The sequence below is a fragment of the Halomonas sp. Cn5-12 genome (assembly GCF_021532545.1).
GTDB classification, from domain to species: Bacteria; Pseudomonadota; Gammaproteobacteria; order Pseudomonadales; family Halomonadaceae; genus Vreelandella; species Vreelandella aquamarina.
Map to the genome: position 1 here is coordinate 71,020 of NZ_JAKGAY010000009.1, position 15,834 is coordinate 86,853.

Genomic DNA, 15,834 nt, shown 5'->3' on the forward strand with positions numbered 1-15,834 from the left:
CTCAAAGTCGTAACTCATTCACTCGTCAAAGGAAGACATCATGGCAAAACGTAATACAGACACCTCTGCCCGTGCTGACCAGCTGAAAGAAGACCTGCGCCATCTCAGCGAAACAGTCGAAGAGCTGGTGAACGCAACCTCCAAAGACGCCAGCAGCGAAATGCGCGATCTGCGTGAGCGTGCCGAGCGACGTTTAAAAGATACTCGTACTCGCCTAGAAGCCCGCGGAGAACGTTTCTACGAAGACACCCGCGAAACGCTCTCCGAACAGGCAGCGTGTTGTGACCGTTATGTCCATGAAAACCCCTGGACCAGCATCGGTATTGGCGCCGCTGCTGGCCTTGTCGTTGGTATGCTGCTCGGGCGTCGCTAATGGCTTTGGGTCCCACCCAACGCGTCTTTTCTGCCGCCAAACGCCTGCTGAAATCACTGGTAGCTAACAGTGAAACTCGCCTGCGTTTGGCGGTTTTAGAGCTAGAAGAGGAGCGCGCGCGTTTACTGGTTTTGCTGTTACTTGCGGGTGCCAGTCTACTGCTCCTGCTATTAGGCGTTGCCACGCTTACGGCGCTGGTGGTGGTTCTCTTCTGGGATACTTATCGATTAACGGCAATTAGCGTCAGTGCTGGTGTGCTCATCGCGTTAAGCATACTGCTAGCGGTGATTGCTATGCGTCAGGCCAAGCGCCATACACTGCTAAAAGAGACGTTAAAGCAGCTTGCCGCCGACCGTGCACTGCTGGAGGTGAATGAGGATGACTCGTCACGATAGCGTCGTTAAACCACTCAGTCGCGCAGAGCGCAAGGCGGCGCTGCTCGCCGAACTGGAGCAGCAGCGTATCGACATACTGGTCGATAGCGACACGCTGCTACATGCCTCTTCCCCGCTGGAACGTCATTGGAAAAGCGTCAAACTGCCGCTTTACGCCATTGGCGGCATTGCTGCGTTACGCATTGCACGTCATCCAGGCGGTGCCATGGTGCTAGGTCGTAAGGCACTGGCAGGTTACATGCTCTTTCGAAAGCTGAAGCTCCTTGCCAAAGTGGCGACATAATCGTCCGTTGACCGCTACGCCTGCGACAAGGATTATCCGACAAGCCGCTGCGGCTCACTTACCACAGCGGCTTGTTTAATGCGTGTCGATGACACCTAACACGCTTGTCCACAGGCCACACCGCTTGCCCAGGCCCACTGAAAGTTATAACCGCCTAGTTGGCCCGTCACATCCAGCACTTCCCCAATAAAGCGCAGTTGAGGTAGATCCTTTACTTCAAAGGTTTTGGATGAAATGGCGTCGGTGCTGACACCCCCCATCGTCACCTCGGCCGTGCGCCACCCTTCGGTGCCTGCTGGTTTTAGCTGCCACTGATTTAGCCGCTGGGCCCAAGCTTCGAGCGCTTCGTTGCTGTATTGCGCCAGCGGGCTGGCCAAGTGAGAGTCGGGATACCACTCCAGCAGCGCTTGGGCAAAGCGTTTGGGGAAACGCTCGCCTAGCCAGGTCGACAGCAGCCGCTTAGGGGTTTCCTGGCGCGCATGGCGCAAAGCGTCAGCCGCGTCTTCGCCCGGCAAGAGGTCGATGGAGATTGCGCTACCCGGCTCCCATACGCTGGAAATTTGTAGCATAGAAGGGCCGGATAGCCCTCGATGGGTAAACAGCATCGGCTCGACAAAGCGCTTCTCTTTGCAGCTCACTGCCGTGGGCACGCTAACGCCAGAAAGCCCCGCCGCCCGCTCTTTCCAGCTATCGCTTAGGGTAAATGGCACTAGGCCGGGGCGCGTGGGCAGCACCTCTAAGCCAAACTGGCGGGCAATATCGTACCCAAAGCCGGTCGCCCCCATGGTAGGAATGGAAAGCCCTCCGGTCGCCACGACCACCACCCCTGCATCAATCGTGCCCAGAGACGTGGCCAACCGCATGCCCTCGCCCTGCCGCTCCAGCCGAGAAACGGATGTGCTCAGTTTAATCTCCGCCCCGGCCCACTCACACTCGGCCAAGAGTACCCGCACAATCTCTTTGGCGGAATCTGCGCAAAATAGCTGCCCTGGCGCTTTTTCCACATACTCAACGCCATGGGTTTCTACCAGCGATACAAAGTGTTCTGGGCGATAACGTTTTAATGCAGAAATGCAAAAATAAGGATTTTCAGAGTAAAAGTGTCCAGGCGCTGTATCAAGATTGGTAAAGTTACAGCGGCCTCCCCCAGACATAAGAATCTTTTTACCCGCTTTGTTCGCATGGTCGACCACCAAAACGCGTCGCCCGGCATAGCCAGCCTGTGCCGCGCACATTAAACCAGCGGCACCTGCGCCAATGACTACGACGTCGTAGACCATAACTGAGGCTCCCAGAGTGAAAAGGCGGGCATTTTAACAGGTAAGAAGCGCCAAACTACTGTACATTTTAAAAACTCATGTATAAGAAATGCACAAGATACTACCTATTCGCCTCAACATTCGCCCCAACAATGTTGCAGGTAATGACTTACTATCATCGCCGATTGCGGAATATTTCAATAATACTGAGACACTTATGATCGCTTTTAAACGCTCCTTTTGCTGCCTCGTGCTACTCCTTGGATGGGCTTCTATTGCCAGCGCACAATCAAAGCCGCCTGTGATTGGTTATTACGTTGAGACAGAGACCTGGTCCGACCCGCTGGAAGCACTAGGCACCTTACGTGCTGATGAAAGCGTGACCTTATCGGCCACCGTAACCGACACCATTGCAGAGATTAACTTCGATGATGGCGAGCAGGTAGAGCGCGGTCGTTTACTGGTTCGTTTGGAAGACGCCGAAGAGCAAGCACTGCTAAGAGCCGCCCAGGCCATTACCGATGAGCGGCGAAACGCTTCTGACCGCGCTTCGCAGCTGCAGCAGCGCAACTTAGCGGCTAGAGCAGACGTAGAAGACACTCAATCCCAGCTGCGCCAAGCACAAGCCGATGCCCAAGCCCTGGAAGCTAGACTGGAAAATTACCGAATACACGCGCCGTTTAGCGGCCGCGTAGGATTTCGTGACGTCAGTGTGGGCACCCTCGTCACCCCCGGCATGGCGTTGGTGACGCTAGATAAGCTAGATGTAATGAAACTCGATTTTACCGTACCAGCGGTATTTTTGGGGCGGCTATCCGCCGGGTTAAGTCTTAGTGCCACCACGGCGGCGTACCCAGACGAGGTATTTCGCGGCGACGTTGCCAGCATTGGCACAAGGATTGACCCGGTATCCCGTAGCGTTAGCGTGCGTGCCGAGTTGACCAATCCTGATTTAAAGCTGCGCCCTGGCATGCTGATGGAAGTCATCGTGCAGCAGCGCGTACGCGATGCGTTAGTGCTGCCTGAAGCCGCGATTCAGCCTAGCGGCAACCGCCACTTTGTGATGGTGATTCAACAGCAGGAGAATGCGCCACGCTTAGAGCGCCGAGAAGTAGCTATCGGCGAGCGCCGCAGCGGGGAAGTAGAAGTACTAGAAGGCATTAGCGAAGGCGATTTGGTGGTGATTCATGGTCTGCAGCTAGCCCGTGAGGGTCAAGAAGTTCGCCTGCTAGGCGTTGCCGACGACAGCACGGACATTCGCTCGCTGCTGGAGGCTGATCGCTAATGCGTTTATCCGATATTTCCGTTCAGCGGCCAGTGCTGGCCATGGTAATTGCCGCACTGATTATTGCTTTTGGCTTGCTGGCCCTTAACCGCTTGCCGCTGCAAGAGTACCCCACGGTTGACCCGCCTATTGTCAGTATTGATACCCGCTACCCCGGTGCCTCGGCCAGCGTGGTAGAAACACGCATTACCCAAGTATTAGAAGACCGCATTGCCGGGGTGGAGGGCATCGAGCTGATCACCTCCCAAAGCGAGGATGGCCGCTCGCGGATCGAGATCGAGTTCGCCATCACTATGGATATCAACGCTGCGGCGAACGATATCCGCGACCGCATTTCAGGCGCACTGCGCAACCTGCCGGACGACGCCGACAATCCTGAAGTCACTAAAGCCGACAGCAGCGAAGAGATTGTTGTTTGGCTAAGCCTATCGGGGGCGGACTACTCGATTGCCGAACTCACCGACTACGCCAACCGCTTTCTCGTCGATAGCCTTTCAGTACAGCCGGGCGTTGCCCGAGTACGCGTGGGCGGCGGCCAGGATTACGCCATGCGTGTATGGCTGGACCGTAACGCATTAGCAGCCCGTGGCCTCACCGTGGGCGATGTGGAGGACGCTCTACGTGCTGAAAACGTCGAGCTGCCTGCGGGTTCTATCGAATCCGATGACCGCCAGTTTATTGTCCGCTTGCCGCGCAGTTTCGCCACTGCTGAAGACTTTCAAGGCTTAGCGCTTGCCCAAAGCAATAACGGCTATCTAGTGCGCTTATCGGATGTCGCCCGGGTGGAAGTAGGCTCTGTGGAAGACCGCTCCGTTTTCCGAGCCAACGGCGTGCCTATGGTGGGGCTGGGGATGATCATGCAGTCCACCGCCAACGTGATTGAGCTTTCTGAGGCAGTGCAAGAAGAGCTTGGGCGGCTACAAGGCACCCTGCCCGAGGGGATGTCGCTCACGCTGAACTATGATGCCTCGGTGTTCGTTTCCGGTGCTATTGAACAGGTAGTCATGACCCTCTTTATCGCCATGGGACTCGTAGTGGTGGTCATCTTTCTGTTCCTGGGCAATCTTCGCACTACCCTTGTCCCCGCCGTCACAGTGCCGATTGCCGTCATCGGTGCATTTACAGCACTGGCAGCCATGAATTTTTCCATCAACTTGCTGACGCTGCTCGCACTGGTGCTGGCCATCGGGCTGATTGTTGATGATGCCATTGTCGTGCTCGAAAATATCAACCGACGCATGCACGACTATGGCGAGACGCCGCTAGTCGCCGCCTTTCGCGGCACGCGGCAAATCGCCTTTGCGGTGATCGCCACCACCCTAGTGTTAGTCGCCGTCTTTGTGCCACTGAGCATGCTGCAAGGCGATATTGGTCGGCTGTTCTCGGAGTTCGCCCTCACCATGGCAGCAGCAGTGGTCGTCTCTACCCTGCTCGCATTGACCCTAACGCCCATGATGGCGTCTAAAATCCTCAAGCCCGGCATGCACGATAGCCGCATTGGAAAAGGCGTGCAGTGGCTGCTGGATGGCACCAAACGCCGCTACCAGCGAGCCTTAGAAGCCGTACTAACGGCCAAATGGCTGGTCGTGGCCCTGTTTGCCCTACTCATTGCCGGAACGGCGTGGCTCGCCACAGCGCTGCCCAATGAATACACTCCGCAAGAAGATCGCGGTAACTTTATCGTGCTGGTCAACGGCCCGGAAGGAGCCACGTTCGACTACATGATGGACTACATGGATGAGATCGAAGTGCGGCTCACCCCCTTTGTAGAGAGCGGCGAGCTTGAGCGCGTGGTGGTTCGTGCCCCGCGTGGCTTCGGTAATATCGAAAACTTCAACAGCGGCTTTATCATCGTCAATATGGCGGACTGGGGCAGCCGTCGCAGCGCCTGGGAGATTATGGCCGATGTGCGCCAGCAGCTCAGCTCGCTCCCTGGCGTCCAAGCCTTCCCGGTGATGCGCCAGGGCTTTGGTCAGCGCACTCAGAAGCCGGTGCAGTTTGTGTTGGGCGGCGGCACTTACGAAGACCTAGCCCGCTGGCGTGACCGGCTGATTAATCACGTGCGGGAAAACAACCCACGTTTGACGGCCATCGAGAGCAACTACGACGAAACCCAGCCGCAGCTGCGGGTCGATATCGATTACGAGCGTGCCGCCTCGCTAGGTGTGACCGTGACCGAGATTGGCCGCACGCTGGAAGTGCTGCTGGGTGGCCGTAACGTTACCCGCTATGTGGACGACGGCGAAGAGTACGATGTGATTGTGGAAGGCGACCGTAGTCGCCAAAACAGCCCGCGCGCGCTGGATAACATTCAGGTGCGCTCAGCACGCACAGGGGAGCTCATTCCGCTGGCAAGTCTGGTAACGCTGTCAGATTTTGCCGGTGCCAGCACGCTGAACCGCTTTGACCGCGTGCGCGCCATTACCATTGAAGCGAACCTCGCCGATGGCTACCCGCTGGGCGAAGCGCTGGCATACCTGCAAGACACCGCCGATACCATTCTGCCGGAAGAAGTACAAACCAACGTGGCGGGGCCATCGCGGGATTTCCAGCAGGCAAGCGGCGCGACAATGTTCCTGCTGGTGCTGGGTGCCGTGGTGGTATTCCTGGTACTGGCCGCCCAGTTCGAAAGCCTCATCCACCCGTTTGTGATTATGCTCACGGTGCCGCTAGCCATGAGCGGAGCGCTGCTTGCACTACTGCTCAGCGGTCAGTCGCTGAATATATATAGCCAGGTGGGCTTGGTACTGCTGATTGGTTTGGCGGCCAAAAACGGTATTTTGATCGTTGAGTTCGCCAACCAACTACGCGATGAGGGGCAAGCGTTTCGCTCGGCGCTGATTGAAGCCTCGGTGACCCGCCTGCGGCCCATTTTGATGACGGCGGTGACCACCATGGCGGGTGCTATTCCGTTGATCATCTCCAGCGGCCCAGGGGCGGAATCGCGGTTGGTGATTGGCACGGTCATCATGGCCGGTGTTGGGGCGGCAACCGTCTTCACGCTGTTTGTGGTGCCCGTGGCGTACGACCTGCTGGCCCGCCACTCTGGCTCACCTGGAGCAGTGAAGCGCCAGCTCGAAGAGGAGATCGCCAACGCGCCTACGGCTCAACATACGCCGCTTGATACGCCAGAGCGATAACGCATCCCCAAAAACACTAAGGGCGCCAACGAGGCGCCCTTAGTGTTTAAACGTCACAACGGCTGTACTTATTCGCAATCGCCGATACGCTCACCTTCAATCACGGTGTTCATAGTCAGCTCACCCATGGGAGACTGAGTCAGAATATCCACAGTGCCTTCAATTTGCTCGCCCATAAAGCGCATTTCGCCGTCGATGGTCGCTTCGCCACCCTCAGCGCGGCATACCATGCTGTAGGAGAGGCCGTCGGCACTCATATCCTGGTTCAGCAGTTCGCAGCCCTCTTCCTCTTCAATAAAACCAAAATCAGCACCCTCTAGCTCTTCCTGGGTAATGCACTGACGCTCGGTTTCCGTTTGATCGGGAATCTGCATATCGCCGCTGACGCTAGTCACGCTGACAAACTCCCACTCGCCGGGCGTAACATTAGGTGTTTCCGCCTGGGCAACCATCGGGAAGGCCGCTAAGGCCGCAACTGCCATGTACCGTTTCATCATCGCTTTTATCTCGCTAGGTGGTTCGGGAAAACTCGTCATTATCCTACCTGATTCGTTGATCAGGTGCCTGCTTGCAAACAGCACTGCTACACTAAGCTGTCAATGACATTGAGTGTAACGCTGAAAAGGGCAACAACCATGCACGACGACGCACTAATTAATCATGATTTCCACTGCCCTTACTGTGATACGCCACTCACCTTTGTGATCGATACCTCTCAGGGTAGCCACGACACCTGGGAAGATTGCCATCAGTGCTGCGCGCCCATCCAGCTACAGGTCATTGTGTCACCAATGACCGGAGAGCTAGACGCCGTCATCACTGGACGTGACGACGACGTGCTGTAGCGTTGGATTAAAAAGCTTAAACCCCCTCCCCTTGCTGTATCACTGACTGGCGCTTGGCCTCGCTGCGGCGCATGAAGTACCACGCCAGAAGTGTCGCCAACGATACGGTCAGAATAATCAGCGTCGCCAGCGCGTTGATCTTCGGCGACACGCCCATCCGCACCGAGGAAAACACCACCATCGGTAGCGTATTGGCCCCCGGCCCAGAGACAAAGCTGGCAATCACCAAGTCATCCAACGACAGCGTAAAGGCCAGCAGCCAGCCTGCAGCGAGGGCGGGTGCAATGACCGGTAGCGTGACGAAGAAGAAGGTTTTGACCGGCGGAGAGCCTAAATCCATCGCCGCCTCTTCAATAGAGCGGTCCACTTCCCGCAACCTAGCCGCCACCACCACCGCCACGTAGGCGCTACAGAACGTAGTGTGGGCAATCCAAATAGTGGCCATGCCACGGTCGGCGGGCCAGCCGATCAGCTGCGCCATTTGCACAAATAGCAGTAGCAGCGAAAGGCCGGTAATCACTTCCGGCATCACCAGCGGCGCGGTCACCATGCTGGAGAGCGCCGTTTTGCCGCGAAAGTGGCCGTAGCGCGTCATGACGAAGGCAGCGACCGTGCCTAGGCACACCGCCATACTGGCGGCAAAGAAAGCAATCTCCAGGCTGGTCCAAACCGCTGAGAGAATCTGCTGGTCACGGAACAGCTCGCCGTACCACTGGGTGGAAAATCCGGCCCATACCGTCACTAAGCGGGATTCGTTGAACGAATAAACCACCAGCACGACCATGGGCAGATAGAGAAACAGCAAACCCAACACCAGCATCACGGTGGTAAAACTTGGGCGTCGACGCGATCTCATCATTCTTCAAGCTCCCGTGACTGGTAACGGTGAAACCACACAATGGGGACAAGCAACAGCAGCAGCATGACCATGGCGAGCGCTGACGCGACCGGCCAGTCGCGGTTAAGGAAGAACTCTTCCCACAGCACCTTACCAATCATCAACGTATCGGGGCCGCCCAGTAGCTCAGGAATCACAAACTCCCCAACCGCAGGAATAAACACCAGCATTGAGCCTGCGATAATGCCCCCCATCGAGAGCGGCAGCGTCACCTTTAAAAAGGTATTGAGCTTACGCGACCCAAGATCCGAGGCCGCTTCCAGCAGCGAGTTATCCAAACGCGTCAGGTGGGCATACAACGGCAGTACCATAAACGGTAGGTAGGCGTAGACAATGCCCACAATTACCGAAAACTGGGTATTCATCATCCGCAGCGGTGAATCAATCACCCCCAACCCCATCAATAGGTTATTGATTAGGCCACTATTGCTAAGAATACCCATCCAGGCGTATACCCGAATCAGAAACGAGGTCCACGACGGTAGCATGACCAACAGCAGTAGAATCAGCTGCAAGCGCCCTGGGGCACGGGCCATGGCGTAGGCCATCGGATAGCCAATCAGCAAACACACCACTGTCGCCACAAATGCGGTTTTAATCGACCCCCAGTACGCCGCCACATAGAGTGAATCGGACAACAAAAACAGATAGTTGCCCAGATTCAAAAAGATGTTCAACGTTTGGTCGGCGTACTCGACCAGTGGCCCATAGGGCGGTATGGCGATCACTGACTCCGACAGGCTGATTTTTAGCACCAGCGCAAATGGGAGCAGGAAAAACAGCGTGAGCCATACCAGCGGAAACGCAATCACGGCGCGTCGGCCTAGCTGCATCCGCTTGATCACGCCGGCAATGCGAGATGGCATCATAATAGGCAATCTCCTGTCAGCCACCTGGGCATTAGCGGTTCAGCACGATAGCGCTATGATTTTCCCAATAAACGTACACGCTATCCTCCCAGGTAGGGCGGTCGCCGCGACGCTCGGTATTGGCCATGCTGACCTTGATCATCTGCCCGGAGGCGGTGCGCACGTAGTAGAGCGAGTAGCCACCCAAATAGGCGATATCGTCCACTTTGCCCGCTTCCCAGTTGTACTCACACGTTGGCTGTTCGCGGGTGAGCCAGATTTTCTCAGGGCGCAACGCTGCCCACACCCGGCGATCGACCGCTTGGGTCGTAATACCGTGATCGATATAGATAGGTCGCGACAGCGCGGGGGATTCGATGCGGCAGTGATCGGCGGCGTCTTCGATGATCTCCCCTTCGAACAGATTCACCGTGCCGACGAATTCAGCCACCATTCTGCTCGCGGGGCTTTCGTAGATATCCACCGGTGAGCCCACCTGCTCGATCCAGCCGTCGGCCATGATCGCCACGCGGTCGGCCATGGTCATGGCTTCTTCCTGGTCGTGGGTCACCATGATGCAGGTCACACCCACCTGCTCAATGATCTCAACCACTTCCAGCTGCATTTCGGTGCGCAGCTTTTTATCCAGCGCGCCCATGGGCTCATCAAGCAGCAGCAGCTTGGGTCTTTTGGCAAGCGAGCGCGCCAAGGCGACCCGCTGGCGCTGACCGCCAGAAAGCTGGTGGGGTTTACGCTTAGCGAAGCGCTCCATATGCACCAGTTTGAGCATCTGGGCAACCCGCGCTTCAATTTCAGCTTTAGGCAGCTTGTCCTGCTTTAATCCAAAGGCAATATTCTGCGCCACGGTCATGTGCGGAAATAGCGCATAGGACTGGAACATCATATTGATGGGCCGCTTGTGTGGCGGCATCTCAGTGATGTTTTCGCCACTCAGCAAAATGCGCCCTTCGCTGGGCGCCTCAAAACCGGCAAGCATGCGCAGTAGGGTGGATTTACCCGAGCCAGACCCACCTAGCAGGGCAAAAATCTCGCCGCGCTTTACCTGCAAATTCACATCATCGACGGCAAGCGCATCATCAAACCGCTTGCTCAAGCGCTTAACCTCTAAAACGATATCCTCGGCAAATCGAGGTGCTTTCCCCTGAGAGCGCACAGGCGGGGGAATGGCAGACGAAGAGGATGAAGAATCGTTCGACAGGGGCGTAGTGACCATTCGCCACTCCCATCAAAAGGCCCGGTTAACCGGGCGATAAAAGACAAACAGCGAGCCGAGCAGCTACCCGGCTCGCCGTCAGGCGACGATTAGAATTAACGGCCAGACTTAACGCGGTTCCAGGTGCGCGTACGGGCACGCAGGATATCCTGGGGTTTTTCTACCTGGACATACAGGTTCTGCATGACGTCGGTTTCCGGGTAGATGGCCGGATCGTTAATCAGCTCATCTGAGAGGTACTCGTTCGCCGCCAGGTTGGGGTTGGCATAACGCACGTACTCGCTGATCTCAGCAGCAATTTCAGGGTCGAGGATGAAATTAATAAACGCGTGGGCGTTTTCGGGATTCGGAGCATCTGCCGGAATCGCCATCATATCAAACCACAGCGCAGCGCCCTCTTTCGGGATGCTGTAGCCAATGGTGAAATCACGGCCCGCTTCTTCCGCACGCGCGGCAGCCTGGAAGATATCACCAGAGTAGCCTGCCGCCACGCAGATATCACCGTTGGCAAGGTCAGACACATAGCGCGAAGAGTGGAAGTAGGTAATGTTATCGCGCACTTTGGAGATTAGCTCACCGGCAGCCTCAATGTCCTCAACGCTTTCATTGAGCGGATCAAGGCCAAGATAGACCATCGCGGGCGACAGCATTTCATCGCCAGAATCGAGCATCGCAAGGCCACAGCCTGCTTCACTCAGCTGAGTGGTAATTCCCGGGTCAAACAGTAGCGCCCAGCTATTTAACGGTGCGTCGTCACCCAAAATTTCGGTGACGCGCTCAACGTTATAGCCAATGCCGTTGGTGCCCCACATATAAGGAACCGAGTATTCGCTACCCTGATCGATGGTTTCCAGATTAGCCATCAGCTCTGGGTTAAGGTTATCCAAATTGGGCAGCAGCTCATGGTTAAGCGGCTGAAAAACGCCTGCTTTCAACTGGCGGGTGAAGTAGTAGGTCGAAGGCACGACCACATCGTAGCCGGAACGGCCGGAGAGCAGGGCCGCATCAAGAATTTCGTTACTATCGTAAACGTCGTAGGTCACTTCTATACCGGTGCGCTCGGTAAACTTCTCCAGCGTTTCCGGAGCAATATAGTCTGACCAGTTATATACCCGCACTTCATCAGCGTGGGCAGCAGCGGCCGCTACGGCAAAAGAGATGGCCGTAACGGCCCCTGAAAGTTTTTTAATGTTCCCCACTTACCTGCTCCTTATCTCGAAAGTCTACATCACCCAAGAGCCATGTACTGCAACCGGCTGTCGCTGGCTGGTTAGCCACCGATGCAACTAGCGCCAGCTGAAAACAGCTTAGGCGATTATCGCAACCGTGCGAATTTTGCGGTGCAGTGCCGTCTACCGCAAGAGCCACCGAAAAATTCTTGTATTCAGCTCCCTATGCCCCCACTTTCCACCTGCGCGAAAGGTAGCAAGAAAGCTTCATAGCCAACACCTATTGGAAAGATTTAGTTTTCCAACTTTAGCTATTAGTCGCAGTCCGCTACCATGAGCAGCAACTTTTTCTACTGCCACTCACCTATTATGGAGACGTTCTGAATGTCTTTGATTAACACTGAAGTAAAACCGTTTAAAGCCACAGCTTACCTGAACGGCGAATTTATCGATGTCACTGAAGCGGACCTGAAAGGTCAGTGGTCCATTTTCTTCTTCTACCCGGCCGACTTCACCTTCGTTTGCCCGACTGAGCTGGGCGACCTGGCTGACAACTACGAAGCCTTCAAGAAGCTGGGCGTTGAAATTTACAGCGTATCTACCGACACCCACTTTACTCACAAAGCATGGCACGACAGCTCTGAAACCATCGGCAAGCTGCAGTACCCGATGATTGCTGACCCGACCCTGCAAATTTCTCGCAATTTCGAAGTGCTGATCGAAGAAGCCGGTCTGGCCGAGCGCGGTACTTTCGTCGTTGACCCGGATGGTAAAATCCAGATTGTCGAAATCAACGCTGGCAATATCGGCCGTAACGCTGAAGAGCTGCTGCGTAAAGTGAAAGCTGCTCAGTACGTTCGTGCAAACCCGAACGAAGTATGCCCGGCTAAATGGAAAGAAGGCGAAGAGACACTTGCTCCGTCTCTGGACCTCGTAGGCAAAATCTAAATTGCCTACCGCTGCCGCTTAGGGTTCGAATCACATTAAGTTGAATCCCTACAGGCAGCGCAACACCCGGGCACTTGGCCCGGGTGTTTCGTTTAAGCACCCGTGTAACCGCACCCCCTGTTTTCCCTAGCGCTTTTACCGACTGCCCTACTGATCCGGCAGCGGGCGTTTTAGGTTGAGAACAACTTACTGCTGACTGCGAGGAAGCCACTGTCATGCTGGACGCCAATTTAAAAAATCAGTTGAAAGCTTACCTGGAAAAAGTGACTCAACCGTTCGAGATCGTTGCGTCCCTCGATGACGGTGCCAAGTCACGCGAATTACTGGGCCTGTTGGAAGATATCAGCAGCCTCACCGATAAAATCACCCTGCATACCGACGGGCAAGATAGCCGTACCCCGTCGTTTGCGATTAACCGCCCCGGCGAAGAGACCGGCGTGGTGTTTGCAGGCATCCCCATGGGCCACGAGTTCACCTCGCTGGTACTGGCACTGCTGCAAGTCGGTGGTCACCCACCAAAGACCTCTCAAGAGCTGTTAGATCAAATCAAGGATCTCGACGGCGAGATGCTGTTTGAGACCTACTACTCGCTCTCCTGCCAGAACTGCCCGGATGTAGTTCAGGCGCTGAACCTGATGGCGATCTTCAACCCGAACGTGCGTCATGTCGCTATCGACGGTGCGCTGTTCCAGGATGAAGTCGAATCGCGCGAAATCATGTCCGTGCCCAGCATCTACTTAAACGGCAAGCCGTTTGACCAGGGCCGCATGACCCTTGAGCAGATTCTGGCCAAAGTGGACACTGGCGCTGCCGAGCGTGAAGCCAAGAAGCTGAGTGAAAAAGCTGCCTTCGATACGCTGGTGATTGGCGGCGGCCCAGCAGGTGCAGCGGCAGCCATCTACTCCGCACGTAAAGGCATTAACACCGGTGTTGCCGCCGAGCGCTTTGGTGGCCAGGTATCCGACACCATGGGTATTGAGAACTTTATCTCTGTTACCCACACCGAAGGCCCCAAGCTGGTCAGCGCACTTGAAGAGCACGTTAAAGAGTACGAAGTCGACGTGATGAATCTGCAACGTGCTACGTCGTTCAAAGCAGCAGAAGCCGAAGGCGGCCTGCATGAGGTCACGTTTGAGTCTGGCGCGAAGCTGAAGAGCAAAACTCTGGTACTGGCCACCGGTGCCCGCTGGCGTGAAATGAACGTGCCCGGCGAGCAAGAGTACCGCAACAAAGGTGTTGCCTACTGCCCCCACTGCGACGGCCCGCTGTTCAAAGGCAAGCGTGTCGCGGTGATTGGTGGCGGTAACTCCGGCGTTGAAGCCGCTATCGACTTGGCTGGCATCGTCGGCCACGTAACGCTGGTTGAGTTTATGGGTGAAATGCGCGCCGACGCGGTACTGCAGAAGAAGCTGAAGAGCCTGCCTAACGTCGACATCGTGCTAAATGCCCAAACCACCGAAGTGACAGGCGACGGCAGCCGCGTTAACGGCCTGACTTACAAAGACCGCAACACCGATGAAGTGAAGAGCATCGCGTTGGAAGGCATCTTTGTACAGATTGGCCTGGTGCCTAACACCGAGTGGCTGAAAGGCTCGCCAATTGAAATGTCACCCCGTGGCGAGATCATCGTCGATGCCCACGGTATGACCTCGGTGCCCGGTGTGTTCGCCGCTGGCGATGTTACCACCGTGCCCTACAAGCAGATCATTATTGCGATGGGTGAAGGTGCCAAAGCGTCACTGGGTGCCTTCGATTATCTGATTCGTAACTAATCTGCTAGATGACTGGCTGATAGGGCGGCAGCGCCGCCCTACTGAGTTCGTTCCCTTTGACGTGAAGACCGTGACGTCGCGCCCGCCTCCCTGCGGGCTTTTTTTTATGCGCGGGCGCTACACACCGGGCAAGCCGGATCTCTAGGCACTTGAAAATGGCGCCACTGGCCGCTTAAGCCATCAAACGTAGATAACCCCTGATGCGCACTCCCTGCACCGCTTAGCAGCTTAAATGCCTCTACCGCCTGGAAGCAGCCAATTAGCCCCACTAGCGGGGCCATGACACCGCTCTCTGCACAGCTCAGTGCCTCATCCTCACTATCCCCTGGCGGGTATAAACAGGCGTAGCAGGGGCACGCGTCATCACGCGGGTCAAACACCGCCAACTGGCCCGAAAAACGAATCGCCGCGCCGGAAATCAGCGGTACGCCTGCCTGTTGGGAGGCGGCATTGATGGCATAGCGGCTGGAAAAACGGTCGGTGCAGTCCAACACCACATCAGCCGAGGCCACCAGGGCGGTGAGCGCTTCGCCTTCTACATGCTGCTCAAGGGCCACAACGTGGCACTCTGGGTTAAGCGCCTGCATGCTCTCCTTCGCGGAGCGCGCTTTGTTCACCCCCAGGCTGGCCTGCTGATGGGCAATTTGGCGCTGCAGGTTGGAAAGCTCCACATGGTCGGCATCAGCGATAGTGATGGTGCCTACACCCGCCGCCGCCAAATAGAGCGCCACCGGCGAGCCAAGCCCGCCGGCACCGATAATCAGCGCATGGGCAGCGTGCAAGCGCTCCTGCCCTTCAATGTCCACCTCAGGCAGCATGATTTGGCGGCTATAGCGCAGCAGCGCCTGATCGTTCATCATCGCGTTACTTATCCTCAAATTCCTCAAAGTCGGGGATGTGCAGGCTGAAGCTCTCCTTCACCTCCTCCATCACTACGTAGCTTTTCGACTCTTTCACCCCTGGCAGGGTTAAGACCACATCCCCCAATAGTTGGCGATAAGCGGCCATTTCCGGGATGCGGCATTTCAGGATGTAGTCGAACTGCCCGGACACCAGGTGGCACTCCTGAATTTGCGGCAGCTTTTCCACCGCACGCCGAAACTCATCGAATACCGCAGGCGACTGGGTCTCCAGGCTGATCTCAACAAATACCAGTAAGTTAGCTTTTAATGCTCTGGGGTCGAGAATGGCTTGATAGCCGCGGATAATGCCCGCGCGCTCCAAGCGCTTCACTCGCTCTAGGCAAGGGGTTGTGGATAAACCAACTTCAGAGGCAAGGTCTACATAGGAAATGCGCGCGTTCTCTTGCAGGCAACGCAAAATTTTCAGATCGATACGGTCCAGCGTTCTATTTTTTGGTTTCATGGCAGGATCCAATACTGATG

At 56.1% G+C, this 15,834-nt stretch carries 16 protein-coding genes; 8 read left to right on the forward strand and 8 right to left on the reverse strand.

Features of this window, described 5'->3' with window-relative positions; genetic code table 11:
* Positions 1-40: 40 nt before the first annotated feature.
* From L1249_RS07395 to L1249_RS07405, 3 genes are read left to right on the forward strand one after another with little or no spacing between them, the layout of a single operon-like run.
* Positions 41-373 (forward strand): DUF883 family protein, encoded by a 333-nt coding sequence (locus L1249_RS07395; protein ID WP_044628207.1) that lies wholly within the window; start codon positions 41-43, stop codon positions 371-373.
* Positions 373-768: a phage holin family protein gene (locus L1249_RS07400; protein WP_172515641.1), complete on the forward strand. Its 396-nt coding sequence runs from the start codon at positions 373-375 to the stop codon at positions 766-768. The genes L1249_RS07395 and L1249_RS07400 overlap by 1 nt, the downstream gene beginning before the upstream one ends.
* Entirely contained in the window at positions 752-1,051 is a 300-nt protein-coding gene (locus tag L1249_RS07405) for a YqjK family protein (RefSeq protein ID WP_137093870.1), read from the forward strand. Before L1249_RS07400 ends, L1249_RS07405 begins: the two co-directional genes overlap by 17 nt.
* A gap of 95 nt (positions 1,052-1,146) precedes the next feature.
* On the opposite strand, the gene L1249_RS07410 is transcribed toward L1249_RS07405, so the two are convergent.
* On the reverse strand, positions 1,147-2,331 hold the full coding sequence (locus L1249_RS07410) for an NAD(P)/FAD-dependent oxidoreductase (protein ID WP_228168694.1): 1,185 nt from the start codon (positions 2,329-2,331) through the stop codon (positions 1,147-1,149).
* Positions 2,332-2,527: 196 nt separating this feature from the next.
* On the opposite strand from L1249_RS07410, the gene L1249_RS07415 reads away from it, so the two are divergent.
* Both L1249_RS07415 and L1249_RS07420 read left to right on the forward strand, forming a co-directional pair.
* Positions 2,528-3,595 (forward strand): efflux RND transporter periplasmic adaptor subunit, encoded by a 1,068-nt coding sequence (locus L1249_RS07415; protein WP_172515632.1) that lies wholly within the window; start codon positions 2,528-2,530, stop codon positions 3,593-3,595.
* Positions 3,595-6,735, forward strand: coding sequence for an efflux RND transporter permease subunit (locus L1249_RS07420; protein ID WP_172515631.1), 3,141 nt, complete (start codon positions 3,595-3,597; stop codon positions 6,733-6,735). Before L1249_RS07415 ends, L1249_RS07420 begins: the two co-directional genes overlap by 1 nt.
* Positions 6,736-6,803: 68 nt before the next feature.
* Here the strand turns inward: L1249_RS07420 and L1249_RS07425 are convergent, their stop codons facing one another.
* Complete coding sequence (locus tag L1249_RS07425) at positions 6,804-7,217, reverse strand: DUF3617 domain-containing protein (RefSeq protein WP_228168693.1); 414 nt, start codon at positions 7,215-7,217, stop codon at positions 6,804-6,806.
* Positions 7,218-7,370: 153 nt separating this feature from the next.
* On the opposite strand from L1249_RS07425, the gene L1249_RS07430 reads away from it, so the two are divergent.
* Positions 7,371-7,580: a CPXCG motif-containing cysteine-rich protein gene (locus L1249_RS07430; protein WP_054644977.1), complete on the forward strand. Its 210-nt coding sequence runs from the start codon at positions 7,371-7,373 to the stop codon at positions 7,578-7,580.
* Between the two features lie 16 nt (positions 7,581-7,596).
* Here L1249_RS07430 and L1249_RS07435 read toward each other — a convergent pair whose 3' ends face one another.
* The 4 genes from L1249_RS07435 to L1249_RS07450 all read right to left on the reverse strand — a co-directional run bounded on the left by L1249_RS07435 (position 7,597) and on the right by L1249_RS07450 (position 11,759).
* Positions 7,597-8,439 (reverse strand): ABC transporter permease subunit, encoded by an 843-nt coding sequence (locus L1249_RS07435; RefSeq protein ID WP_054644978.1) that lies wholly within the window; start codon positions 8,437-8,439, stop codon positions 7,597-7,599.
* Entirely contained in the window at positions 8,436-9,347 is a 912-nt protein-coding gene (locus tag L1249_RS07440) for an ABC transporter permease subunit (RefSeq protein ID WP_172416024.1), read from the reverse strand. The genes L1249_RS07435 and L1249_RS07440 overlap by 4 nt, the downstream gene beginning before the upstream one ends.
* 31 nt (positions 9,348-9,378) lie before the next feature.
* Entirely contained in the window at positions 9,379-10,560 is a 1,182-nt protein-coding gene (locus L1249_RS07445) for an ABC transporter ATP-binding protein (RefSeq protein ID WP_228168692.1), read from the reverse strand.
* A 95-nt stretch (positions 10,561-10,655) separates the two neighbouring features.
* A complete protein-coding gene (locus tag L1249_RS07450; protein WP_074210852.1) occupies positions 10,656-11,759 on the reverse strand; it encodes a polyamine ABC transporter substrate-binding protein in 1,104 nt (367 codons plus the stop codon).
* Positions 11,760-12,113: 354 nt separating this feature from the next.
* Here L1249_RS07450 and ahpC point away from each other — a divergent pair, with 354 nt between their 5' ends.
* The gene (gene ahpC / locus L1249_RS07455; protein ID WP_044628218.1) at positions 12,114-12,677 is read left to right on the forward strand and encodes an alkyl hydroperoxide reductase subunit C; all 564 of its coding nucleotides are present in this window, start codon (positions 12,114-12,116) and stop codon (positions 12,675-12,677) included.
* A 215-nt stretch (positions 12,678-12,892) separates the two neighbouring features.
* Positions 12,893-14,449, forward strand: a complete 1,557-nt coding sequence (gene ahpF / locus L1249_RS07460; RefSeq protein WP_062359154.1) for an alkyl hydroperoxide reductase subunit F — start codon at positions 12,893-12,895, stop codon at positions 14,447-14,449.
* A gap of 104 nt (positions 14,450-14,553) precedes the next feature.
* On the opposite strand, the gene L1249_RS07465 is transcribed toward ahpF, so the two are convergent.
* Both L1249_RS07465 and L1249_RS07470 read right to left on the reverse strand, forming a co-directional pair.
* Complete coding sequence (locus tag L1249_RS07465) at positions 14,554-15,309, reverse strand: HesA/MoeB/ThiF family protein (protein ID WP_228168691.1); 756 nt, start codon at positions 15,307-15,309, stop codon at positions 14,554-14,556.
* A 4-nt stretch (positions 15,310-15,313) separates the two neighbouring features.
* Positions 15,314-15,814: an Lrp/AsnC ligand binding domain-containing protein gene (locus L1249_RS07470; RefSeq protein WP_044628221.1), complete on the reverse strand. Its 501-nt coding sequence runs from the start codon at positions 15,812-15,814 to the stop codon at positions 15,314-15,316.
* Between the last annotated feature and the right edge of the window lie 20 nt (positions 15,815-15,834).

Bases quoted from the DNA above. Each gene is read 5' to 3' on its own strand.
- L1249_RS07395 (WP_044628207.1), top strand. From the start codon at position 41: ATGGCAAAACGTAATACAGACACCTCTGCCCGTGCTGACCAGCTGAAA.
- L1249_RS07400 (WP_172515641.1), top strand. From the start codon at position 373: ATGGCTTTGGGTCCCACCCAACGCGTCTTTTCTGCCGCCAAACGCCTG.
- L1249_RS07405 (WP_137093870.1), top strand. From the start codon at position 752: ATGACTCGTCACGATAGCGTCGTTAAACCACTCAGTCGCGCAGAGCGC.
- L1249_RS07410 (WP_228168694.1), bottom strand. From the start codon at position 2,331: ATGGTCTACGACGTCGTAGTCATTGGCGCAGGTGCCGCTGGTTTAATG.
- L1249_RS07415 (WP_172515632.1), top strand. From the start codon at position 2,528: ATGATCGCTTTTAAACGCTCCTTTTGCTGCCTCGTGCTACTCCTTGGA.
- L1249_RS07420 (WP_172515631.1), top strand. From the start codon at position 3,595: ATGCGTTTATCCGATATTTCCGTTCAGCGGCCAGTGCTGGCCATGGTA.
- L1249_RS07425 (WP_228168693.1), bottom strand. From the start codon at position 7,217: ATGGCAGTTGCGGCCTTAGCGGCCTTCCCGATGGTTGCCCAGGCGGAA.
- L1249_RS07430 (WP_054644977.1), top strand. From the start codon at position 7,371: ATGCACGACGACGCACTAATTAATCATGATTTCCACTGCCCTTACTGT.
- L1249_RS07435 (WP_054644978.1), bottom strand. From the start codon at position 8,439: ATGATGAGATCGCGTCGACGCCCAAGTTTTACCACCGTGATGCTGGTG.
- L1249_RS07440 (WP_172416024.1), bottom strand. From the start codon at position 9,347: ATGATGCCATCTCGCATTGCCGGCGTGATCAAGCGGATGCAGCTAGGC.
- L1249_RS07445 (WP_228168692.1), bottom strand. From the start codon at position 10,560: ATGGTCACTACGCCCCTGTCGAACGATTCTTCATCCTCTTCGTCTGCC.
- ahpC (WP_044628218.1), top strand. From the start codon at position 12,114: ATGTCTTTGATTAACACTGAAGTAAAACCGTTTAAAGCCACAGCTTAC.
- ahpF (WP_062359154.1), top strand. From the start codon at position 12,893: ATGCTGGACGCCAATTTAAAAAATCAGTTGAAAGCTTACCTGGAAAAA.
- L1249_RS07465 (WP_228168691.1), bottom strand. From the start codon at position 15,309: ATGATGAACGATCAGGCGCTGCTGCGCTATAGCCGCCAAATCATGCTG.
- L1249_RS07470 (WP_044628221.1), bottom strand. From the start codon at position 15,814: ATGAAACCAAAAAATAGAACGCTGGACCGTATCGATCTGAAAATTTTG.